General features: G+C 62.2%; 21 protein-coding genes. 8 read left to right on the top strand and 13 right to left on the bottom strand.

Annotated elements, in window-relative coordinates; translation table 11 throughout:
- Positions 1-16 precede the first annotated feature (16 nt).
- From AC0L2R_RS22460 to AC0L2R_RS22420, 9 genes are all read right to left on the bottom strand, one after another.
- Positions 17-202, bottom strand: coding sequence for a hypothetical protein (locus tag AC0L2R_RS22460; protein WP_091594529.1), 186 nt, complete (start codon positions 200-202; stop codon positions 17-19).
- 190 nt (positions 203-392) lie between these two features.
- Positions 393-2522, bottom strand: a complete 2130-nt coding sequence (locus AC0L2R_RS22455; RefSeq protein ID WP_128167262.1) for an ASKHA domain-containing protein — start codon at positions 2520-2522, stop codon at positions 393-395.
- Positions 2473-3447: a methyltetrahydrofolate cobalamin methyltransferase gene (locus tag AC0L2R_RS22450; RefSeq protein ID WP_473511598.1), complete on the bottom strand. Its 975-nt coding sequence runs from the start codon at positions 3445-3447 to the stop codon at positions 2473-2475. Before AC0L2R_RS22450 ends, AC0L2R_RS22455 begins: the two co-directional genes overlap by 50 nt.
- Positions 3448-3525: 78 nt before the next feature.
- Positions 3526-4617: a methylenetetrahydrofolate reductase gene (locus tag AC0L2R_RS22445; protein WP_027154501.1), complete on the bottom strand. Its 1092-nt coding sequence runs from the start codon at positions 4615-4617 to the stop codon at positions 3526-3528.
- Entirely contained in the window at positions 4614-5213 is a 600-nt protein-coding gene (locus tag AC0L2R_RS22440; protein WP_027154500.1) for a methylenetetrahydrofolate reductase C-terminal domain-containing protein, read from the bottom strand. The genes AC0L2R_RS22445 and AC0L2R_RS22440 overlap by 4 nt, the downstream gene beginning before the upstream one ends.
- Positions 5206-5508: a virulence factor gene (locus AC0L2R_RS22435; RefSeq protein ID WP_091594457.1), complete on the bottom strand. Its 303-nt coding sequence runs from the start codon at positions 5506-5508 to the stop codon at positions 5206-5208. The genes AC0L2R_RS22440 and AC0L2R_RS22435 overlap by 8 nt, the downstream gene beginning before the upstream one ends.
- 247 nt (positions 5509-5755) lie before the next feature.
- Positions 5756-6667, bottom strand: a complete 912-nt coding sequence (locus AC0L2R_RS22430; RefSeq protein ID WP_473511597.1) for a fatty acid desaturase — start codon at positions 6665-6667, stop codon at positions 5756-5758.
- 332 nt (positions 6668-6999) lie between these two features.
- Entirely contained in the window at positions 7000-7392 is a 393-nt protein-coding gene (locus AC0L2R_RS22425; protein WP_473511596.1) for a GFA family protein, read from the bottom strand.
- Positions 7393-7773: 381 nt separating this feature from the next.
- Positions 7774-8346, bottom strand: a complete 573-nt coding sequence (locus AC0L2R_RS22420; RefSeq protein WP_473511595.1) for a DUF4893 domain-containing protein — start codon at positions 8344-8346, stop codon at positions 7774-7776.
- A 124-nt stretch (positions 8347-8470) separates the two neighbouring features.
- Between AC0L2R_RS22420 and AC0L2R_RS22415 the strand changes: the two genes are divergently transcribed.
- On the top strand, positions 8471-9394 hold the full coding sequence (locus AC0L2R_RS22415) for an NAD-dependent epimerase/dehydratase family protein (RefSeq protein ID WP_473511594.1): 924 nt from the start codon (positions 8471-8473) through the stop codon (positions 9392-9394).
- An 8-nt stretch (positions 9395-9402) separates the two neighbouring features.
- On the opposite strand, the gene AC0L2R_RS22410 is transcribed toward AC0L2R_RS22415, so the two are convergent.
- The gene (locus AC0L2R_RS22410; RefSeq protein ID WP_473511593.1) at positions 9403-10032 is read right to left on the bottom strand and encodes a DUF1638 domain-containing protein; all 630 of its coding nucleotides are present in this window, start codon (positions 10030-10032) and stop codon (positions 9403-9405) included.
- A gap of 56 nt (positions 10033-10088) precedes the next feature.
- Between AC0L2R_RS22410 and AC0L2R_RS22405 the strand changes: the two genes are divergently transcribed.
- Together AC0L2R_RS22405 and AC0L2R_RS22400 are read left to right on the top strand one after the other, a co-directional pair.
- Positions 10089-10229, top strand: coding sequence for an EncA/B family entericidin (locus AC0L2R_RS22405; RefSeq protein ID WP_473491323.1), 141 nt, complete (start codon positions 10089-10091; stop codon positions 10227-10229).
- Positions 10230-10503: 274 nt separating this feature from the next.
- Positions 10504-10713: a hypothetical protein gene (locus tag AC0L2R_RS22400; protein ID WP_473511592.1), complete on the top strand. Its 210-nt coding sequence runs from the start codon at positions 10504-10506 to the stop codon at positions 10711-10713.
- Positions 10714-10842: 129 nt separating this feature from the next.
- Here the strand turns inward: AC0L2R_RS22400 and AC0L2R_RS22395 are convergent, their stop codons facing one another.
- A complete protein-coding gene (locus AC0L2R_RS22395; protein ID WP_095494578.1) occupies positions 10843-11541 on the bottom strand; it encodes a corrinoid protein in 699 nt (232 codons plus the stop codon).
- Positions 11542-11811: 270 nt separating this feature from the next.
- Between AC0L2R_RS22395 and AC0L2R_RS22390 the strand changes: the two genes are divergently transcribed.
- The 4 genes from AC0L2R_RS22390 (at position 11812) to AC0L2R_RS22375 (ending at position 16956) form a co-directional block, all read left to right on the top strand.
- The gene (locus AC0L2R_RS22390) at positions 11812-13386 is read left to right on the top strand and encodes a trimethylamine methyltransferase family protein (protein WP_128166887.1); all 1575 of its coding nucleotides are present in this window, start codon (positions 11812-11814) and stop codon (positions 13384-13386) included.
- A 107-nt stretch (positions 13387-13493) separates the two neighbouring features.
- Positions 13494-14165, top strand: coding sequence for a hypothetical protein (locus AC0L2R_RS22385; RefSeq protein ID WP_473511590.1), 672 nt, complete (start codon positions 13494-13496; stop codon positions 14163-14165).
- Positions 14166-14302: 137 nt separating this feature from the next.
- A complete protein-coding gene (locus AC0L2R_RS22380) occupies positions 14303-14863 on the top strand; it encodes an RNA polymerase sigma factor (protein WP_473511589.1) in 561 nt (186 codons plus the stop codon).
- A gap of 2 nt (positions 14864-14865) precedes the next feature.
- Positions 14866-16956 (top strand): vWA domain-containing protein, encoded by a 2091-nt coding sequence (locus AC0L2R_RS22375; RefSeq protein ID WP_473511588.1) that lies wholly within the window; start codon positions 14866-14868, stop codon positions 16954-16956.
- A gap of 111 nt (positions 16957-17067) precedes the next feature.
- Here the strand turns inward: AC0L2R_RS22375 and bmt are convergent, their stop codons facing one another.
- Complete coding sequence (gene bmt, locus AC0L2R_RS22370) at positions 17068-18084, bottom strand: betaine--homocysteine S-methyltransferase (RefSeq protein ID WP_473511586.1); 1017 nt, start codon at positions 18082-18084, stop codon at positions 17068-17070.
- A gap of 90 nt (positions 18085-18174) precedes the next feature.
- Complete coding sequence (locus tag AC0L2R_RS22365; RefSeq protein WP_027154489.1) at positions 18175-19017, bottom strand: helix-turn-helix domain-containing protein; 843 nt, start codon at positions 19015-19017, stop codon at positions 18175-18177.
- 228 nt (positions 19018-19245) lie between these two features.
- Here AC0L2R_RS22365 and AC0L2R_RS22360 point away from each other — a divergent pair, with 228 nt between their 5' ends.
- Positions 19246-20256: a fatty acid desaturase gene (locus tag AC0L2R_RS22360; RefSeq protein ID WP_473511585.1), complete on the top strand. Its 1011-nt coding sequence runs from the start codon at positions 19246-19248 to the stop codon at positions 20254-20256.
- Positions 20257-20328: the final 72 nt, after the last annotated feature.

The raw sequence follows: 20328 nt of genomic DNA, 5'->3' as shown, positions 1-20328 counted from the left end.
TTGTCGGCGAAGGTCATCAGCGCGCCGAACCCAGATGTCGGGCCGAGAAGGTGACCTGCGGGTCGTTGCGCGGCGACACGGGCCAGCCGATATCCTTCTGAATTTCGGGCGGCAGGCTGTTCATGGCCCGGACCGACCTGTTCCTGTTGTGCGCATGCTTGATGGCCGTACCAAAGCGGCCGAGGCTTTCGAACATCGACATCTTCATCTCCCTTGGAGTGCTGCGGCGGCTGAAAGTTATTTCCTGCCTGCCGTTCGATGCCGGTTAAATGCGCCGCGTGTGTATCGGGTGGATTTCGCTGATAACAGCGCCTTGTTTCTGTTTGGGCTGATCCGGAAACATATGCATGCAAATGAGAATGAGGGTGAGTGCAGCTTTTAGCAGCGGGATGCTACCCCCTGCCGCGCCGGGCGGCGTGGCCTTCGCGCGAACGACGCCGTGGGGCGGCATCGCCGGCAATGCCGTCCTCGCTCACGGTCTTGCGTGGTGGCAGCTTCACCGCCGCCGATAGTTTCGGGAACGGGTCGATCTTGTTCGGCAGCGCCATGGCATAGACGAAATGCTCCTGGAATCTCGGCTCCAGCGCCGTCTCGATCTTCTCGATCCGGCTCACCGTTTCCTCGATCTCGCGGCGATAGCCGCGATTGAGCAGCGCCATGCGCGCACCGGCACCGGCGGCGTTGCCGACGGCCGAGACCTTGTCGAGATCGCAGTCGGGAATCAGTCCCAGCACCATGGCGTATTTCGGATCGATAAAGGAGCCGAAGGCACCGGCGAAGTGGATGCGGTCGACATGATCGGTGTGCTGCTTTTCCATCAACAGCTTGGTGCCGGCGTAGAGGGCCGCCTTGGCGAGTTGGATGGCGCGCACGTCGGTCTGGGTGATGGTGATCCTCGGCTCGCCTTCCTTCAGCACGTAGGAGAAGGTGCGGCCATTGGCGGTGACGCGCGGCGAGCGGGCGCAGAGCCCACCGTCGACGACGCCGTCCTCGGAGATGATGCCGGCCAGGTACATCTCGGCGACCACCTCGATGATGCCGGAGCCGCAGATGCCGGTGACGCCGGTTGCCTGGACGCTGTCGAGGAAGCCGGGCTCGTCGGACCACAGTTCCGAGCCGATGACGCGGTATTTCGGCTCCAGCGTGTCGGGATCGATGCGGACGCGCTCGATGGCGCCGGGCGCAGCGCGCTGGCCGCCGGAGATCTCCGCGCCCTCGAAGGCCGGACCGGTGGGCGAGGAGGCCGCCACGACCCGCTGGCGATTGCCGAGCACGATCTCGGCATTGGTGCCGACATCGACGATCAGCATCATCTCGTCCTGGCGGTGCGGGCCTTCCGACAGCGTCACCGCAGCCGCGTCGGCGCCGACATGGCCGGCGATGCAAGGCAGCATGTAGAGCCTGGCGCCCTGGTTGAGCTTCAGGCCGATATCCGACGCCTTGATGTGCACGGCGCCCGAGACAGCCAGCGCGAAGGGCGCGCCGCCGAGTTCGGTCGGGTCGATGCCGAGGAACAGATGGTGCATGATCGGATTGCCGACGAAGACGCAATCCAGGATGTCGTTGCGCTGGACGTTGCCTTCCGCGCAAACCTTGTCGACGAGACCCGAGATCGCCTCGCGCACCGCGACCGTCATGCCTTCGCGGCCGTCCGGGTTCATCATCACATAGGAAACGCGGCTCATCAGATCCTCGCCGAAGCGGATCTGCGGGTTCGACGTGCCTGACGAGGCGGCGACGCGGCCCGACAGCAGCGACACCAGATGCATGGCGATGGTGGTCGAGCCGATATCGCAGGCAAGCCCGTAGGCCTCGTTCTTGAGGCCGGGCCACAACGAGATGACCCGCGCGGTCTCGCTGTCGGCATCCTTGTGGATGGCGGCGGTCGCGGTCCAGTTGCCTTTGCGCAGGATGACTTGCACCTGCGGCAGCAGATGGAAATCGAAATCGAGGCTGTTGAGCCCCCAGTCCTTCATCAGCGCGATCTTCAGGCGATCGAGATCGCCTGATGGATTGTGCATGTCGGGCTCTTCGATCTCGACATAGCACATGTGGATTGCCGAATCGCGGGCAATGACCCTGGTGTCGGCATCCTTGCGAATGGTCTGTGCGTTGATGACCGTATCCTGCGGCACATCCACGACGAGATCGCCGAGGATCTGCGCCGAGCAGGACAGGCGGCGCCGTTCGGGAAGGCCGCGCACGCGTTCGTAGCGTTCCTCCTTGGCGCCCTTGGGCGAGATGTGGTCGTTGGAAGAGACGATCTTGTGCTTGGCGAAATTGCCTTCCTGCACCTCGACCTGGCAGCGCCCGCAGGTGGCGCGTCCACCGCACACGCTCTCGACATAGACGCCGAGCTGGCGTGCGGCATCGAGCACCGGCGTGCCGACCGGAAACCGCCCGCGCTTGCCGGACGGCATGAACAGCACGAGTGGATCGGTGATGTTGGCAGGAGAGTTCACGATTGCGCGCTTATCCTCGGGCCATACGGGCTTCACGACCCCCGCGCCGGCGACCGCCATTGCCATTGCCTTCGCCCGGCGCATTGACTTGCGTGGGCGCCGCGATCGCCTGGCCGCCTTCGGCCGGCTTATAGTCCTTGTAGGTCCTGATCCAGTTGGTGCAGTTCTCGTCGGTGCCGTTCAGCACATTGGCGCCGCGCACCGCTTCCATCTCTTGCGGACGCACCGGGTTCATGATCGCCGAGGTCATGCCGGCGCCGATCACCATCGGAATGAAGGCAGCATTGATGCCGTGGCGGTGCGGCAGGCCGAACGAGATGTTTGACAGGCCGCAGGTGGTGTTGACCCTGAGCTCTTCACGCAGCCGGCGCAGCAGGGCAAAGACCTGGCGGCCGGCGTCGCCGAGCGCGCCGATCGGCATGACCAGCGGGTCGACGACCACGTCATGCGCCGGAATGCCGAAATCGGCGCAGCGCTCGACGATCTTCTTGGCGACGGCGAAGCGCACATCCGGATCCATCGAAATGCCTGTCTCGTCGTTGGAGATGGCAACCACCGGGACATTGTATTTCTTGACCAGCGGCAGGATGGCTTCGAGCTTTTCTTCCTCGCCGGTGACGGAGTTGACCAGCGGACGGCCCTTGGCGACCCTGAGCGCCGCCTCGATCGCCGCGGTCACCGAACTGTCGATCGACAGCGGCAGGTCGACCAGCCCCTGCACGATTTCCAGCGTCTGCACCAGCAGGCCGGGTTCTGTCTCGTTCGGGTTGACCGAGGTGACGCCGGCATTGACGTCGAGCATGGTCGCGCCGCAGGCGGCCTGTTCCAGCGCGTCCCTGATGACGGTATCGAAATTGCCTGCGATCATCTCGGCCGCGAGCTTCTTGCGCCCGGTTGGATTGATGCGCTCACCGATCACGCAGAAGGGCTGGTCGAAGCCGATGATGATTTCTCGTGTCGCCGAGGCGACGATCGTCCGGGTCATGCAATCTCTCCCTCGTGATATAAAGACTTCTTTATATCGTTTCTGTTTTCGATCAAGCGAATGGTGGCGTCCGCGCCATCAATGCGCGGTCTTGACCATGTCGACCTGCGTTTCGGTGATCTCGTCGTGCAAAATGTGGTCGAGCCGGTCGGCGACGAGCTGATCGTCGCGGCGGATTTCGCGTTTCCAGGGCTGGCGCCCCTTCAGCACGCCCGATTCATCGACGATCTCGGCGACATATTCCTCCTGGCGATAGGCCATCACATGGACGCCGCAGACGCCGGGAATTTCTTTCACCTCGTTGATGATATCGATGCAGAGCTGCTTGCCTTCCTTCTTCTGGTCCTGGGCGCCTTCCAGCCGCTTGACGATCGAATCGGGGATATGAATGCCCGGCACGTTTGAGCGGATCCATTTGGCGGTCTTGGCCGAGGCCAGCGGTCCGACGCCGCACAGGATGAAGCATTTTTCCGTAAAACCGAGATCGCGGACCTGCTGCATGTAGGTGCGGAACATCGGTACGTCGAAGCAGTACTGGCTCTGCACGAATTGCGCGCCGGCGGCGATTTTCTTGCCCAGCCGGTAGGGGCGGAAATCGATCGGCGGCGCGAAAGGGTTGATCGCCGCGCCGAGGAAAAGCTGCGGCGGCGTCGTCAGCTTGCGGCCGGACAGGAACTTGCCGTTGTCGCGCATGATGCGGCAGGTTTCCAGCAGTGACATGCAGTCGAGATCGAATACCGGCTTGGCGCCTGGCTGGTCGCCGGCCTGCACGCCGTCGCCGGTCAGGCACAGCATGTTGGCGACGCCCATCGCCGCCCCGCCCAGCACGTCGCCCTGGATGGCGATGCGGTTCCTGTCGCGGCAGGCGATCTGCATGATCGGGGCATAACCCATGCGGGTCAGCAGCGCACAGATGCCGACCGACGACATGTGGCAGTTGGCGCCCGAGGCGTCGACGGCGTTGATGGCGTCGACCCAGCCGTCAAAGATTTTGGCGCGGTTGTAGACGTCTTCCGGATCGGCGCTGTCCGGAGGGTTGAGCTCGGTGGTCACGGCGAATTCGCCGCGCCTCAGGACGCGCTCCAGCCGGCCGCGCGAGGTGTGGCCGGGCAGGGGGTCGAGCGGCAGATGGATGCCGGCCGGGTTCTCGTCGGGCTGGCGGCCGATCATGCCGGTGCCCCAGGTTTTGGAACGTTGCGCGCGGCTTCGCGGGCTGCGGCGGCCTGTGCGGTCACCCGCAGCCATGCCGAGGTCTCGCGCAGCGACTGGTCGACCGGCTTCTGCACGTCGAGGATCTTGTCGCCATGCACCATATTGCGTGAACCTTCCCAGGCCTTGACCCAGACGCACGGCATATCAGGCTCGACCTCGCAATTTCCGTTGGCGCGCACACCGCCGCAAGGGCCGTTGCGCAATTGCTTGGGGCAATTCATCGGGCACGACATGCCGGTAGAAGAAAGGACGCACTGGCCGCACATGCGGCAGTCGAACATAAAACCCTTGACGCGTTTTTCGACGAATTTGATCGGACCTTCGACGCGGCCGTAACCGATGCGCTTCCACAGCGGATGGAGGAGCAAAAACATGTCGGAGAACCTGGCGTAGAACCATTCGAGCAGTCGCGAGTGGCGGACGGACCACAGCCTGACAGCGAAGGAGCGCTGCACGCGCCGCTGCGGCGACACGTCGGCCGGCTTGTAGTCGGATTTCGGCGCTGCCTTCTTGACCAGAGTGGCCTGGGTAATCGCCGGGGTCGTTTCAGACATCTTCTTTTCCGCCCGCCTTGACCAGAGCGACCAGCCGCTCGCGGTCGTATTTCGCGTCGATGTCCTGAAAGGCTTTTTCCGCCTCGCCTTCAAGATCGTCGCTGACCGACACGGGGTCGGCCTTGCGCCATTCGGCAAGGTAGTCGTCGGTGCCGCCGGCGCCGGTGCGCATCGCGCACATGTCGATCGCCTCGGTGAAACGCAGCGGCAGTTCGCGCTTGGCGTTCTGCCGGCCCTTCTTGACGATGACCTGGGCGGGGATGTCGCGCCAGTAGACGACGATCAGATCGGCCATGAATTTCTTACTCCTCGCGCATGACCCCGAAAATCGGCATCGATTTTGGAAAGGATCATGCGCCGACTCAAAGTGCTACAGCGTCCTTTGCGCGTCCAATGGGACGCGCGGCGCTGTAGTGAGTGCGAGCATTGCCGGAAGCGCTGTCGGGCTGCTTGTTATGGGACGACGCGCGCGCATTCAAAAGCGACGCAATTGGCAGCCGCAACGGAAACGCGAAAATATTCGATGCTTGGCCTGGTTTTGATCAGCCGGCGCGACGATCGAAGTTGCCGACAAGCTTCCTGTGGAAGCGGACATAGCCTCGCTCGGTCGTGCGCAGATGTTCGGCGACAATTTGGTGGAAACGCGGCAGGCGGTGAAAGGGAACGGCCGGATAAGAATGGTGCTCGGAGTGGTAAGGCATGTTCCACGCCACGAAGCGTACCAGCCTTGTGGTAAAGGTGGTGCGTGTGTTTTCGAGCATGTTGGCGACATGCGGGCAGAGCGCATGCTCGGCCAGCAGATAGGCCCGCAGAAACGGCTGACCGACGAGCACCGGCACAATCCAGACCCACAACAGCAGCGCCGACTGCACGGCCAGGGAGGCTGCCAGCAGCACCGCATAGGCGATCAAAAACCAACGCGCTTGCGAAATCACCTTGTCGCGGCCCTTGTCCGGCACGAAGCCGTCGCGGTTGCGGCCGGCGGCGTTGACGACGATCACGCGCGCCATGCCGCTCCAATAGGGGATTCCGGAGAGATAGCGCAGATACTGGCCGATGGTCTCCGGTTTCGGAGCCATCAGTTCGGGGTCATTGTCCGGATCGTGCGTGTGACGGTGGTGCGCGAAATGGAAATAACGGAACCATGCCGGCGGCAGTAGGATCAGGAAGCCGGCGACAGTGGCGATGGCGCGATTGAGCCACGGCGTCCTGAAGGCCGTTTCGTGGATCGTCTCGTGCAACAGCGTGAAGAAAAAGACGACCAGGATTCCCTGCGGCAGCACGAGAACCGGCCAGAACGGAATGCGGGCGGCGATCAGCGCACCCAGCACCACAACCAGCCCGCCGTGAACGGCCAGCCGGACAATGCCAGGCCTGTCCAGTTTGGCGGTGAGGTCGCGACGATCATGGACCGAAAGGCTGGCGATGATGGTGCGGTGATCGATTTCGCTCATAACGGCGCAAGCTTATCGCCAGAGCGCTGTCCGGTAAATCGGCGCTCGTTGCCAGACGCCGGTTTTTGCGCCGGTCCAGCGATGGAACCAGATCGTCGGATGGCACCATTGTTTTCAAGGCAGGCCGCGGCGCGGCGCCCGCAAAGACATAGTGCTAGTCGTGAAAATCTGACGGCTGATACCCAAATCGAATCGCAGCGATGGGCGGTTAACTGCCGCCCGCTAAACGCCTTGCGAAGGACCGGCGTGCGGACTGAGCGGTCGTTCACCGGAGGCATTGAACGACCGGAGGCGGCCGATTTCGGCCATCACTCACCCAGAAAAAAGCGCGGTCAGTAGCTGTCGCTCTGCGGTAGACCGTCTGTGATCTCGTAGTAGTCGCCCTTATCCCCGACAAATGTGTGTTTGGAGAGATGCAAGCCGGTCGGGCCATCGAATAGACCCATCGCGACCGCTGTGAACTGGTAGCCTTCAATCGTCGGCTTCCAGAACAACGTCGAGCCGCACTCAGAACAGAAGCCACGTTCGACTTTGTCGGATGATTGGAACCATCGGACGTGCTGTTCACCCCCGACTGAGAGCGCGTCGCGCCGGACATTCACAGCAGCGAGGACGTGGCCAGATTGCCTCCGACACATCCTGCAATGGCAAGCTTCAGGCTGATGTTCAATTGGACCTGTGACCTCGACGCTGACACTGCCGCATAGGCACGCGCCCCTCAACATGGCACCTCTCCACATCCGACATCGCCGTCCTCGCTAGGTCGGCGGTACTCACAATTCGTAGGCTAAATTGTACGACTGGAATTGGCCAACCACATGACGTTCGTGTTGCGTATGGCGAAGGGCGAGCGACCCCGAACCGGACATTGGTGCCTTTCGTGACGAAGGTCCACACGGGTCGATTGTTACGATTGCGCCGCAAACGTACACTTGAGGTCTGTTATCCGCTCAATCGAGCCGTTCGTCGCGATTGACGTGGACGGCTGCAAGGGGGTCGTCTCGCGTCCTTCTACGTGGGTACCAAGCGTCAGGACTTCACCACCAGCGCGTGGGTTCGCTTGGACCGCCGGGTTAACCCTGATGATCGGCCTCAGGACAGCGGGCTCAGCGCCTGAGCTCAAGGATGTCGAGCTTCGATTCGTGATAGGGGGCCGGGAACTCGATGCGCCATTCGTTGGCGCTGTTGCGAAAGGCATAGCCGACCTGGTCGCTTTGCGGGCCGCTGCCATAGGGCTTTGCGGGATCGTTGTTGACAAAGAAGGAGCCGAGATAGATTGCGCGCTTTTCGCCGTCGTCGAAGAAACGGCCCCTGGTGCGCTGCGAACCGGTGAGTTTTTCCAGCATCCAGCCCGAACCATCGTCGCTCACCTTGCACTTGAACCAGCCATAGATGACGAGCGGGCTCAGTCCGCCGGCCTTGATGGTACGGCATTGCCAGTTGCCGGTCAGGTCCTTGTTGGAAAACGCGACCAGCGGTTTTGCCAGCAAGGCGTCGAGCTGCTTGACCTCTGCGGCTTCGCCGGCCTTGGCTTCATCAAGGGCTGCCTTGCGCGTCTCGTCATATTTGCCCAGCCGCACCTTGTCCGCGGGCGTGATCAGCTTCCGCACCTCGCCATCGGCGAGCGCGGGCAGGGCGAAGCAGAAAACGCTTGCGGCAATCAAGAGGCGAGCGATCATCGGGGCGTTTCCTGGTCGAAAGCTGGAACAGCCTGTTTTCTCGTTTGGCATACAACTTACCCGTTCGCGGCGGCCTGTCATCCGTGCTTAACAGCGGTCAGCTTAAAACTCTTGGGTTTCACCGATGCGGATCTTGCTTACGGGGTCGTCAGGCTGGCTGGGCAGCGCGCTCGCGCCGCGCCTGCGGGCGCTTGGCCATGACGTCATCGGGCTGGATCCGGTCCCGTCGGCGCAAACGCAGATGATCGGCTCGGTCGCCGACCGTGATCTGGTGATGCGGACGGTCGGGGAAAACCGCATCGAGGCGATCATCCACAGCGGCGCGCTGCACAAGCCTGACATCGAACACCAACGTAATGAGGATTTCATCGAGACGAATGTGCGCGGCACCCTGAACCTGCTCGACGCGGCGGTGTTGTCAGGCGTTCAGCGCTTCGTCTTCACGTCGACGACCTCGCTGATGATCTCGAAAGCCATACGCGCCGGCCTGACCGGCGGTGCGCGCAAGGCCGCCTGGCTGACGGAAGACATGGCGCCCGAGCCGCGCAACATCTACGGCGTAACCAAGCTTTCGGCCGAACATCTTTGCCGCCTCTATCACGTCCAGTCCGGACTGCCGGTGATCGTGCTGCGTACCGCCCGGTTCTTTCCCGAGGCAGACGACATGGCGCATGCGATCGAGCAGTCGGACGCCAACACCAAGGCCAATGAGCTGTTGTTCCGCCGGCTGACCGTGGACGATGCCGCAGAGGCCCATGTCGCGGCGCTGGAGAAGGTGCCGCAACTGGGCTTCGATATCTTCATCGTCTCGGCGCCAACGCCATTCCGGCCTGACGATTGCGAGGCATTGATCGCTGACGCGCCGCCCGTCGTCGCCCGCTATTTTCCGGAATTTCCGGCGCTCTATGCGCGAAAGGGCTGGACGATGTTTTCTTCGATCGATCGTGTCTACGACGCCTCGCGGGCGCGGGACAGGCTGGGCTTCGTCTGCAAGACGAGCTTTGCCGCTGTGCTCGCCGCGCTTGCAGCGGAAGAAGGGGCGGCCTGATCGAACGGTCAGCCGTGTCCGGCGGCGCTGGCCAGTTCCTTCGTCAGGTCGCCGTAGCCGGTCGAGCGGCGCTCATAGGCGAGGCCGAGCATTTTCGCGGCTTTCTCGGCGACCTTGTCGAGTTCCGGATCCTCGGTCTGGGCGATATAGACCAGCTTCTGGTAATTGCCGAAATAGTCCTTGATGAGCTCCGGATGCCGATCGAGGCCGAGCGGCTTCATGAAGAAGGCGTCGAACTGCCGGCACAGGAAATCGGTCATGTAGAACGACATCATGTCGTCGTCGGCGATTTTCGCATAGGAATCCATGCCCTGGTAGAAGGCAAAGCAATGCGGCCCGGCCATGCGCTCGACGCCATGCTTCTCGCAGATACGGTCAAGCAGGCCGCCGGTGCCGCAATCGGCGTAGCCGACGAAGATGTTTCTGTAGCCGTCCGCCTTGGCCTTTTCGATCGCCTTGTCCATGGCCGGCGCGATGCGGTCCGGGTAGAAATGGAACTCCGCCGGCAGGCAGGTCAGGTCGAGATGGTCGAGCCGCAACTGTTCCTTGACGGCCAGAATTTCGCGCGCAATCATCCCGCAGGCGATGACGAGCAGCCTGTCACCTTGATCGGGTTGTAGTTTTCGCATGGCGCCCATAGAAGCGGTTTCGTTGCTATTGGTTTCGATTCTATCGAACGAGGGAGACACCGTCCATGAGACTGTTGCGCCTGACACCCGTCGCCATTCTCGCTTGCGCCCTGGCGCTTTCAGCCTGCGCCAACACCATTCGCGGCGTCGGCAGGGACGTCAAATCGACAGCCAACGCGGTCGAGGATACGGTCCAAAATCCCTGATCCCGCGGATATCAACAAGGCGCATCGCTATCGAGAAGGTTCAAGCGATGCGCGTTAAGTCCTTGTAATATATGGGAGCAACAAAGCCGCGCCGCAAGGCGTGGTTCGGTCTGTTGTCCATGCGAGTTGGCGGAGATGAGGCCGAAGCGCAGGCTTGGTGTCCACCTCTCCGCAATTCCCTATCGTCACGGCAGGCACAAAAAGTTGACTTTTCGAATGCGGGACATGCCGGTAGTCTTTCCCTGTACCTCAACAACGAAGCTAGGAGCATAGAATGAAGACCGCTCTCTTGGTTGTCGCCGCTCTGGGCCTTTCGGTATCCGGCGCCGCAGCGGAATGTGTCGGCCACAACAAAACGACGGCTTCCGTAGATCAGCAGACCAAATCTGCAAGCGTAGATCAGCAAACCACAGTCGCAAGCGTCGCGAATACAACCGCCGACACGCCGATCCTGAAAAAGGAAGAGGCGAAAGAGTCTGAATAGGCGATTCGATCCGCTGCGCGGATCGCTGTTGCTTGTTGAAGTCTTGACATGCCGGCGCTACACGGCGCCTCGTCTGCAAGAGCATAAGTGCGGGCTCCGTACTTATGCTCTTGTGTCTTCCTCGTCAGCTCAGGCCGAAGCGCGGACGTTGTGCTTGCGCTTCATGAAATCCTTGGCGGTTTCGACTGCCACGGCCGCGTCGCGGCAATAGGCGTCGGCGCCGACGGCCTTGCCGAATTCCTCGTTGAGCGGGGCGCCGCCGACCAGCACGACGTAGTCGTCGCGGATGCCCTTTTCCTTCATCGTGTCGATGACGACCTTCATGTAGGGCATGGTCGTCGTCAGCAGCGCCGACATGCCGATGATGTCAGGCTGGTGCTGTTCGATGGCGTCGAGGTATTTTTCCACCGCATTGTTGATGCCGAGGTCGATGACGTCGAAGCCGGCGCCCTCCATCATCATGCCGACAAGGTTCTTGCCGATGTCGTGGATGTCGCCCTTGACGGTGCCGATCACCATCTTGCCCTGCTTCGGCGCGCCGGTGGCGACAAGCAGCGGACGCAGGATGAACATGCCCGCCTTCATCGCGTTGGCCGACAACAGCACTTCCGGCACGAACAGGATGCCGTCGCGAAAATCCTCGCCGACGATGCGCATGCCTTCGACCAGCGCCTCGGTCAGCACCTTGTAAGGCGCCCAGCCGCGCTCGAGAAGGATGTTGGTGCCTTCCTCGATCTCTTCCTTCAGCCCGTCATAAAGGTCGTCGTGCATCTGCTGCACGAGTTCGTCGTCGGAAAGCTCGGAAAGGATGATCTCGTCGTCGGCCATTTTTAATCCAGCTCCTTGCCGCACAGATGCAATTGCGGGGCCTCAAATATCACGTCAATACCTAACCCGCTACAGGCTTGCGTCCATAGCTGATTTGCGACTTCCCGCAAAAGGAAAGCGACTGCAAATCTATTGGAATTCTTGTCGATTTTGCGACAGGCGTTGGCGCTGGCGGGCCGTTTCGAATAGGGTGCATGACTACGATCCGGCCAGAAGCCGCGATATGCGGCCGTAATAATTGTGCCAGAACAAAGTCAGGGAAGAACGATCATGAGTGAGAACGCGCCGGTCGACCAGGAAGCGTCAAACGCGCGGCGCGGACGCGCCGCCAGCGGTGGTGCCGCTGCCCGGCGGGCGGCGCGCTCGGGTAGCGGCCCCGGCACCCAGCTCACCTACATCAAGCGCAAGATCAACGTCTATGAGGTGCTGGACGAGGAAGGGCTGGCGCTGATCGAGAAGAACACCGACACGGTGCTCGAGGAGATCGGCATCATCTTTCGCGACGACGCCGAGGCGCTGCAGCTGTGGAAAGAGGCCGGCGCCGACGTCAAGGGCGAGCGCGTGCATTTTCCGAAGGGGCTCTGCCGCTCACTTTTGAAAACCGCGCCGTCCGTCTATACCCAGCACGCCCGCAATGCCGAACGTTCGGTGCAGATCGGCGGCAACGCCACGGTGTTCGCACCGGTCTACGGCCCGCCCTTCGTGCGCGACCTCGACGGCGTCAGGCGCTATGCGACGATCGAGGATTTCCGGAATTTCGTAAAGCTCGCCTATATGGCGCCGTCGATCCACCATTCGGGCGGCACGGTATGCGAGCCGGTCGACGTGCCGGTCAACAAGCGCCATCTCGACATGATCTACAGCCACATCAAATATTCGGACAAGCCGTTCATGGGCTCGGTCACCGCGCCGGAGCGCGCCGAAGATACGGTTGCGATGGCCAAGATCGTGTTCGGCGACGATTTCGTCGAGAACAACACGGTGCTGACCAGCCTGATCAACGCCAATTCGCCGATGGTGTTCGACGAGACCATGCTGGGGGCGCTGAAAGTCTATTCGCGCCACAACCAAGCCTGTATCGTCACGCCGTTCATCCTCGCCGGCGCAATGAGCCCGGTGACGGTCGCCGGCACGCTGACCCAGGTCCTGGCCGAAGTGCTGGCCGGCGCGTCGTTCACGCAGCTGATCCGGCCGGGCGCACCGGTGCTGTTCGGCACCTTCGCCTCGTCGATCTCGATGCAGTCTGGCGCGCCGACCTTCGGCACGCCGGAGCCGTCACTGGTTTCCTATGGCGCGGCGCAGCTCGCGCGCCGGCTTGGCCTGCCGTTCCGCACCGGCGGTTCGCTCTGCGCCTCCAAAATCCCGGACGCGCAGGCGGCCTATGAGAGCGCCAACACGCTGAACTCGACGATCCTCGCCGGCACGAATTTCGTGCTGCACTCGGCCGGCTGGCTCGAGGGCGGGCTCGCTTCCTGCTACGAAAAGTTCATGATGGACATCGACCAGCTCGGCATGACCCAGAAGTTCTCCGAAGGCGTCGACCTGTCGGAGAACGGCCAGGCGATGGATGCCATCCGCCAGGTCGGCCCGGGCAGCCACTATCTCGGCTGCGACCACACCCAGGCCAATTTCCAGACCGCCTTCTACCGTTCCAGCATCGCCGACAACAATTCCTACGAGCAGTGGCTGGCCGAAGGCGAAAAGTCGGCACCGCAGCGCGCCAACGAACTCGCCCGCCGCTGGCTGGAAAGCTACGAGGCGCCGCATCTCGATCAGGGCATCGACGACGGACTGAAGGACTTCATCGCCAGCAAGAAGGCGTCGATGGCCGACGCCTTCACTTGAAAGGAGCCCGAGTCAGGCGGGGCTAAAGTCGCCAAAATCATCCACAAGGAAGTCTGGCGGAGCGCCTTCTCCGAGCCGGACAGGAAGGGATGATCCTTGAGCGCAGCATGGTCGAAGATATAGCGGCGGCGCTTTCCGCCCACGGCCTCATCCTGCGCGGCGGCTTCAATTTTGCAGGCGGTGAGGAAACACCCTCCGGTCTCTCCGGCGCTGCCGCCAGATCCGTCCTGCTGGTCGGGCAGGCGGGCGCCGCGCCGTGGCCGCATTTTCTGCGCTGGCGGGAAGGCCAATCGCAAACTGTTGCCGATCCGCTCGATGCATGGTCGCGCGAAGTGATCGGCGCAGTGGCGAAGACATTCGGCGCGCGCGCCGTGTCGCCGTCCGACAGACCGTATCTGCCGTTCCAGCAATGGGCGATGCAGGCGGAGGGTCTGAAACCGTCGCCGCTCGGCATCCTCATGCATCCGCAATACGGGCTCTGGCACGCCTATCGCGGCGCGCTGCTGTTCGAGGACGAGATTGCGTTTGGGGAAACTCGCGAAGTGGTTCACCTTTGCGATGCATGTGTCGACAAACCTTGCCTGAAATCCTGTCCGGTCGACGCTTATTCTGCGGATGGTTTCGCGCATGGAACATGTCTGGCGCATGTGCGTGGGCACAACGGCGCGGCTTGCCGAACCGGCGGTTGTCTCGACCGCAACGCCTGTCCCTACGGCGCGGCCTATCGCTATCCGCCACAGGTTCAAGCCTTCCACATGGTCGCGTTCGCGGGCCTGTAGCGTCGCCGAATGCCGCACGAAACTTGAACACCGCATTGCGACCCCGATAGCCCGCTGGTGGTCATCTGACCGCCCTGCAAAAAAATCCTTCCATCATCCCAAGGAATCGCCATTAGCCTTCGTCCAACAGGCAAATGATGGCGATGATGCTGGATGAAAGCGAAGCCTCCGACGCCGAGCTGATCGGTCGTGCGAAGGGCGGTGACAGGGGGGCTTTCGGCAAATTGCTCGAAAGGCACTATGACTTCGTCTATCGCGCCGCCTATCGCTGGTGCGGGAAAAAGGCCGATGCCGAGGATATCGCCCAGGAAGTCTGCGTCCGGCTCGGCCGGGCGATCCGCGACTATCATGGCAGCGGCGCCTTCACCACCTGGCTCTACACCATGACGATGAATGCGGCACGCGACATGATGCGCAAGACCGTCCGCGAGGCGATCAAGACCGAAGCCTACGGGGCTTACGAGCTGATCTCGGGAGAGGCCCCGGCCGAGCCCGAAGATCCAGCCGAGGCGCTTTGGGCGGCGGTGCGGATGCTGCCGGACAAGCAGCGCGATGCAGTGCTGCTCGTCTATGGCGAAGGGCTGAGCCACGCACTCGCTTCCGAGGCGATGGGCATCTCGGAGACGACGGTTTCCTGGCACATCCATGAAGCGAAGAAACGGTTGAAGGCGCTCATGCTTTCAGCCGGGGAAGTGTGATCATGGTCGACGACAACCAACTCAACAGGCTGCGCGACATCGCAGCACCGGCACCCGGCAACGACGCGAAGGGGCGTGCCTTAGGGGCGGCCATGCGTGCCTACGACATGGGCGAAAAAACTTCACCTGCCGCCCAAGGATCGGCGAAAGGGCTTCGTCTCACAGAGCGAGCACAAAAGCTCTGGAGCGAAATCATGCAAAAGAAACTCTTCGCCACCCCGGCCATTGCCGGGCTCGTCGCCCTGCCGATCGCCGGATACGCCACCATCTATATGCTGCAGGAGCAGCCGTTCTATTCCGGTGGGGACGAGAAGATCACCGAAACACTGGCCGATAAACCAGTGGCTACGAAGAAAGCCGATGCCGACGCCGAAAGCCGCGTCGCAGCCGAGGCGCTTGCCCCGGCATCGCCGCCGAAGCCACAATCGGCTGCCGGCCTGGCGCAGCAGGACGCTCTGGCCCGCAATGTGGCGCCCAAGCCGGCACCTGCGCCGAAAGGTGAGTTCGCACAGGATGGTGGAGCTGCGCCGTCTGGCAGAGTGATGATGTCTATATCTCCTCCGAAAGCCGACGGAGCCACGCGGGCTGGCCGCATGCCAGGCGCCGAATCCAAGCTGATGGTACAGCCGCAGGCCATGCCGGCCGACCAGATGCTGCCGGAGCAAAACCGCGACCGCGTCGGGGATTTTAGGACCAATCCGGTGCGTGCAGCACTTGAGGACCCTGTCTCGACCTTCTCGATCGATGTCGACACGGCCTCCTATTCCTTCGTGCGGCGTTCGCTCAGGGGCGGTGTCGTGCCGCAGGCCGACACGGTCCGCGTCGAGGAGATGATCAACTACTTCCCCTATGACTGGAAAGGTCCGGACGTTGCCTCGACGCCGTTCAACTCGACCGTCAGCGTCATGCCGACGCCGTGGAACGAGCACACCAGGCTGATGCATGTCGCCATCAAGGGTTTCGACGCCAAGCCGGCCGAGCAGCCCAAGGCCAACCTGGTCTTCCTGATCGACGTGTCGGGCTCGATGAACGAGCAGGACAAGCTGCCGCTCCTGCAGTCCGCCTTCCGGCTTCTGGTCAACAAATTGAAGCCCGACGACACCGTTTCGATCGTCACCTATGCGGGCAATGCCGGCACTGTACTGGAGCCGACGAAGGTTTCGGAGAAGGACAAGATCCTCAATGCCATCGACACGTTGGCGCCCGGCGGCAGCACGGCCGGCGAGGCAGGCATCAAGGAAGCTTATCGGCTGGCGCAGAAATCCTTCGTCAACGACGGCATCAATCGCGTGATGCTGGCGACGGACGGCGACTTCAATGTCGGCCAGACCGACGATGACGATCTGAAGCGGTTGATCGAAAAGGAGCGCAAGACCGGGGTGTTCCTGTCGGTGTTCGGTTTCGGCCGCGGCAACCTGAACGATCAGATGATGCAGGCCATCGCCCAGAACGGCAACGGCACCGCCGCCTATATCGACACTTTGGCCGAGGCGGAGAAGGTGCTGGTCGAGGATGCGTCCTCGACGCTGTTCACCATCGCCAAGGACGTGAAGATCCAGGTCGAGTTCAACCCGCAAAAAGTCTCGGAATACCGGCTGATCGGCTACGAGACCCGCGCCTTGAACCGCGAGGATTTCAACAACGATCGCATCGACGCCGGCGAGATCGGCTCTGGCCATTCGGTTACCGCGATCTACGAGATCACGCCGAAGGACAGCGGCGGCGAGAAGATCGATCCGCTGCGCTACGGCCAGGCGTCCGTGAGCAATGGCGGCGTCGCCAATGCCGACGAATATGCCTTCGTCAAGATCCGCTACAAGCTGCCGAACGAGGATGCCTCGAAGCTGATCACCACGCCGGTGACATCGGCCAACGAAGTTGCTGATTTCGACCGGGCCAGCACCGACCAGCGCTTCTCCGTTGCCGTCGCAGCTTTTGGCCAGAAGCTGCGCGACGAGGATGCGACCGCGAAGTTCGGCTACGACAAGATCATCGAGATTGCCACTGCCGCCCGTGGAGCCGATCCGTTTGGCTACCGGTCCGAGTTCCTCTCGCTGGTGCGCCTTGCCTCGGCGCTCGGCGGCAACAGGTAGTGGGTGTGACGGCCGGTTTTCCTCAGATGGGATCGTTCTGATACGGAAAACCGATCGATGGGCGGTGAGGCAGGCCGGCAGGGAAAACCTTGCAGGCCTTTTTCAATTGCGTCAGGCGCGGCTGCGCCGGCGCTCGCGGCGGGCTTCGCTGGTCTCGGCGGTGTTGACTGTCGCCTGCTTGTTGCGCATCGGGCCAATACGCTCGACGATTTTTTCGATGCTCGGGCGATCCGACCTTGTGTGCGCATCGAGTGCCTTGCGCATGGCGGCGAGGTGGGCGAACGAGGTGCCGCAGCAGCCACCGACGATCTTTGCGCCGGCATCGACGGCCAGCCTGACATAGTCGGCCATCAGCTCGGGCGTGCCGGAATAGTGGATCTCGGCGCCGCGAAATTCCGGAATGCCGCAATTGCCCTTGACGATCACCGTCGCCTCCGGCTTCGCCTCGGTCATGTCGAGCAGTGAGGCGAGGATGTCGGAGGCGCCGACGCCGCAATTGGCGCCGACACCGAGCGGCGCCTGCGACAAGCCATCGGCGACGCCGTGGATGTCCTTCGGCAACAGCCCCATCATGGTGCGGCCGGCGGTGTCGAAGGAGCCGGTGTAGGTATAGGGCAGGCCGACGCGGATCGCGGCTTCGGCTGCGGCGCGGATTTCGTCCGGCGCCGACATGGTCTCGATCCAGGCGACTTCGGCGCCGCCGGCCTTCAGGCCCTCGATCTGCTCGGCAAACGCCTCGACCGCCTCGTCATAAGTCATGGCGCCGAGCGGCACCAGCAGCTCGCCGGTCGGGCCGACAGAGCCGGCGACGATGACCTTGCGGCCGGCTTTATCGGCGACGGCGCGGGCGATCTCGGCGGCGCGCTGGTTCAGCGCATGCACGCGGTCTTGCGCATGGTGCAGCTTCAGCCGGTGGCGGGTGCCGCCGAAGGAATTGGTCAGGATGATATCGGCGCCGGCCTCGACGAAGTTCTGGTGCAGACTGGTGATGATGTCCGGCGCCGTCTCGTTCAGCAACTCTGGAGCCTCGCCGGCCTCCAGCCCCATGGCGAACAGATTGGTGCCGGTGGCGCCATCGGCGAGCAGAACGCCCTTTTCGGCAAGCAAAGCGTCAATTGGATTGGTCATTGGAAATTACGCCTTCCGGGATTCTTTGTCGAGATAAGGATATAAAGAAATCTTTATATGGCGTCAATGTTAGGTGCAGGAAGCAGGCCGTCAAAATCGCATTTCCGCCAGCCTTTGGGTGAAGCTGGCTGCTTCGTGCGCATTGATGTCGGCGGCGCGGATCAGATTGTCGAAATGGCTGGTCAGCTTGCGGACCGGCTGGGTCGCGTTCAGCACCAGATACATGTCGCCGACATAGATGGCGGCGCGATAGGGCCCGAAGATGGTGTAGGGGATCGAATAGCGCATCCGTCCGTCATAGAGAAACAGGCGGAAGGTGGGATAAAGGTCGTCGAGCAGCGTCGCCATGTGAAGAAGCTGCTGGTGGCGGGCGGCCTCAGGGAAACGGTCCCAGACGCCCAGGCCGCGCGCAAAGATCTCCAGCGTGTGGCGCGGCATGCAGACTTCCATGTCGGTTTCCGGCCGCCGGTTGTAGTCGATGCGGTACTGCGTCTCGCCGGCCTGGGCCTCACGGCTCTTGTTGGCGATACCGGCCTCGTAATCGACGAGCGCTTCGGTGCGCAGAAGATCGGGAATGCCGGCCGGCACGTAACGGATTTTCGTGCCCGCGGCCTCGGCATGCCATCTGGCCAGCAGCGTGCGGTCGAAGCCGTCAGGCGCTTCCTCGATCTCCAGGCTCTCGCGGATTTCACCGGTGAGGCCTTCGTCCTGGCTGAGGCCGAGCAGCCAGTCGAGCGACACTTTGAATTCGGCGGCGATGTTGAGCAGCGTTTCGGCGCGGGGAAGGCGTGTCGAGGCGCCGGACAGCAGCTGCGAAAGCGCCGAGCGGTCGATGCCTACCGCAGTCGCGAAAGCGGACTGGTTCAGATCCGACCGTGTCAGGAGCATTTTCAGGCGCTCCCGAAACACCGTCGACAGGTCGCGTTTGTCCATATCGTCATTCCAGCCATTGGGAGAAAAAAAATTCGCCGAACCCGCCAACATAGCACCTTTGGCGTAAACGAATCCTCAAGCCTGTTTACAATAGATAACACATGCGGCTGAAAATGCGCAATCGCAACATTTTGTGCGCTTTGTCGCGTTGCAGCATCACGACGCTCCTGACACAATGCTGTCAGGAATCAAAACGGTTCCGGCGACTGGAAGGGCAGTGGTCGATCGATGACAAGCAGGAATAGCAGACGACGCAATGCACCGGCCATCGAATGGCCGACCGTCTTCCTCGCGTTTTTCTGTCACGGCACCTGGCTCGCAGCCGGCCTGTTCCTGTGGCCGTCCTATCCGCTGCTGGCGCTCATCGTCCTGGCCTTGATGGCGGCGCTGCAATCCTCGCTGGCGCATGAAGTCCTGCATGGCCATCCGACCCGCAATGCGCAGCTCAACGAAGCTTTCGTCTTCCTGCCGATTGGTCTCGTCTGGCCGTTCCGGCGGTTCAAGACCATTCATCTGCGCCATCATGCCGACGAACGGCTGACCGATCCGCTTGACGATCCTGAAAGCTACTACAAGGCGCTGTGGCACCATGACGAATTGCCGCCGGCGATGAAGTTCCTGCTGAAGATCAACAACACCATGATCGGCCGGCTCATTCTCGGCCCGTGGCTGTCATGCATCGGCTTCTTCATCGACGATGCCAGGCAGATGCTTGCCGGCGACAAGGTGATCCGCAAGGCATGGCTGCTGCACGCCATCGGCCTCGCCGTGGTGCTGCCGGTCGTGCAGTTCGGCTTCGGCATCCCGCTATGGCTCTACATCCTGGTGCCGGTGTGGCTGGGCCAGTCGCTGATCTCGATCCGCACCTTCGCCGAGCATCAGTGGTCGGAGCATCCGGAAGGCCGTACGGTGATCGTCGAACGTTCGCCGCTGTCGTTCCTGTTCCTCAACAACAATCTGCATTTCGTTCATCACAAGAGCCCGACGGTTGCCTGGTACCGGCTGCCGAAGCTGTTTCGCGAGCGCCGTGACGAGTGGCTGCGGATGAACAATGGCTATGCCTATCCGAACTATTTCGCGCTGCTCAAGGCATATGCCTTCAAGGCCAAGGAGCCGATCGTCCACCCGGTGCTGCGGCGCACGCCGGAACCGGGCCGGGCGTTCAAGCCGCGCGTCAGGGCGCGCAGCCTCAATGGGCTTGGCAGTGCGCCGGTACCGGCCGAGCCGCCGAAAGAATGAATTTATGGGTATTGCCGGCAGCGATGCCCAGGTGCGCGTCAATGGCCTCGTCAATTTTTCTCAGCGTAACGA

Source organism: Mesorhizobium sp. WSM4820, from assembly GCF_055811075.1.
The sequence above is the reverse complement of the archived record's forward strand: the minus strand, read 5'-3'. Positions and strand labels throughout refer to the sequence as shown.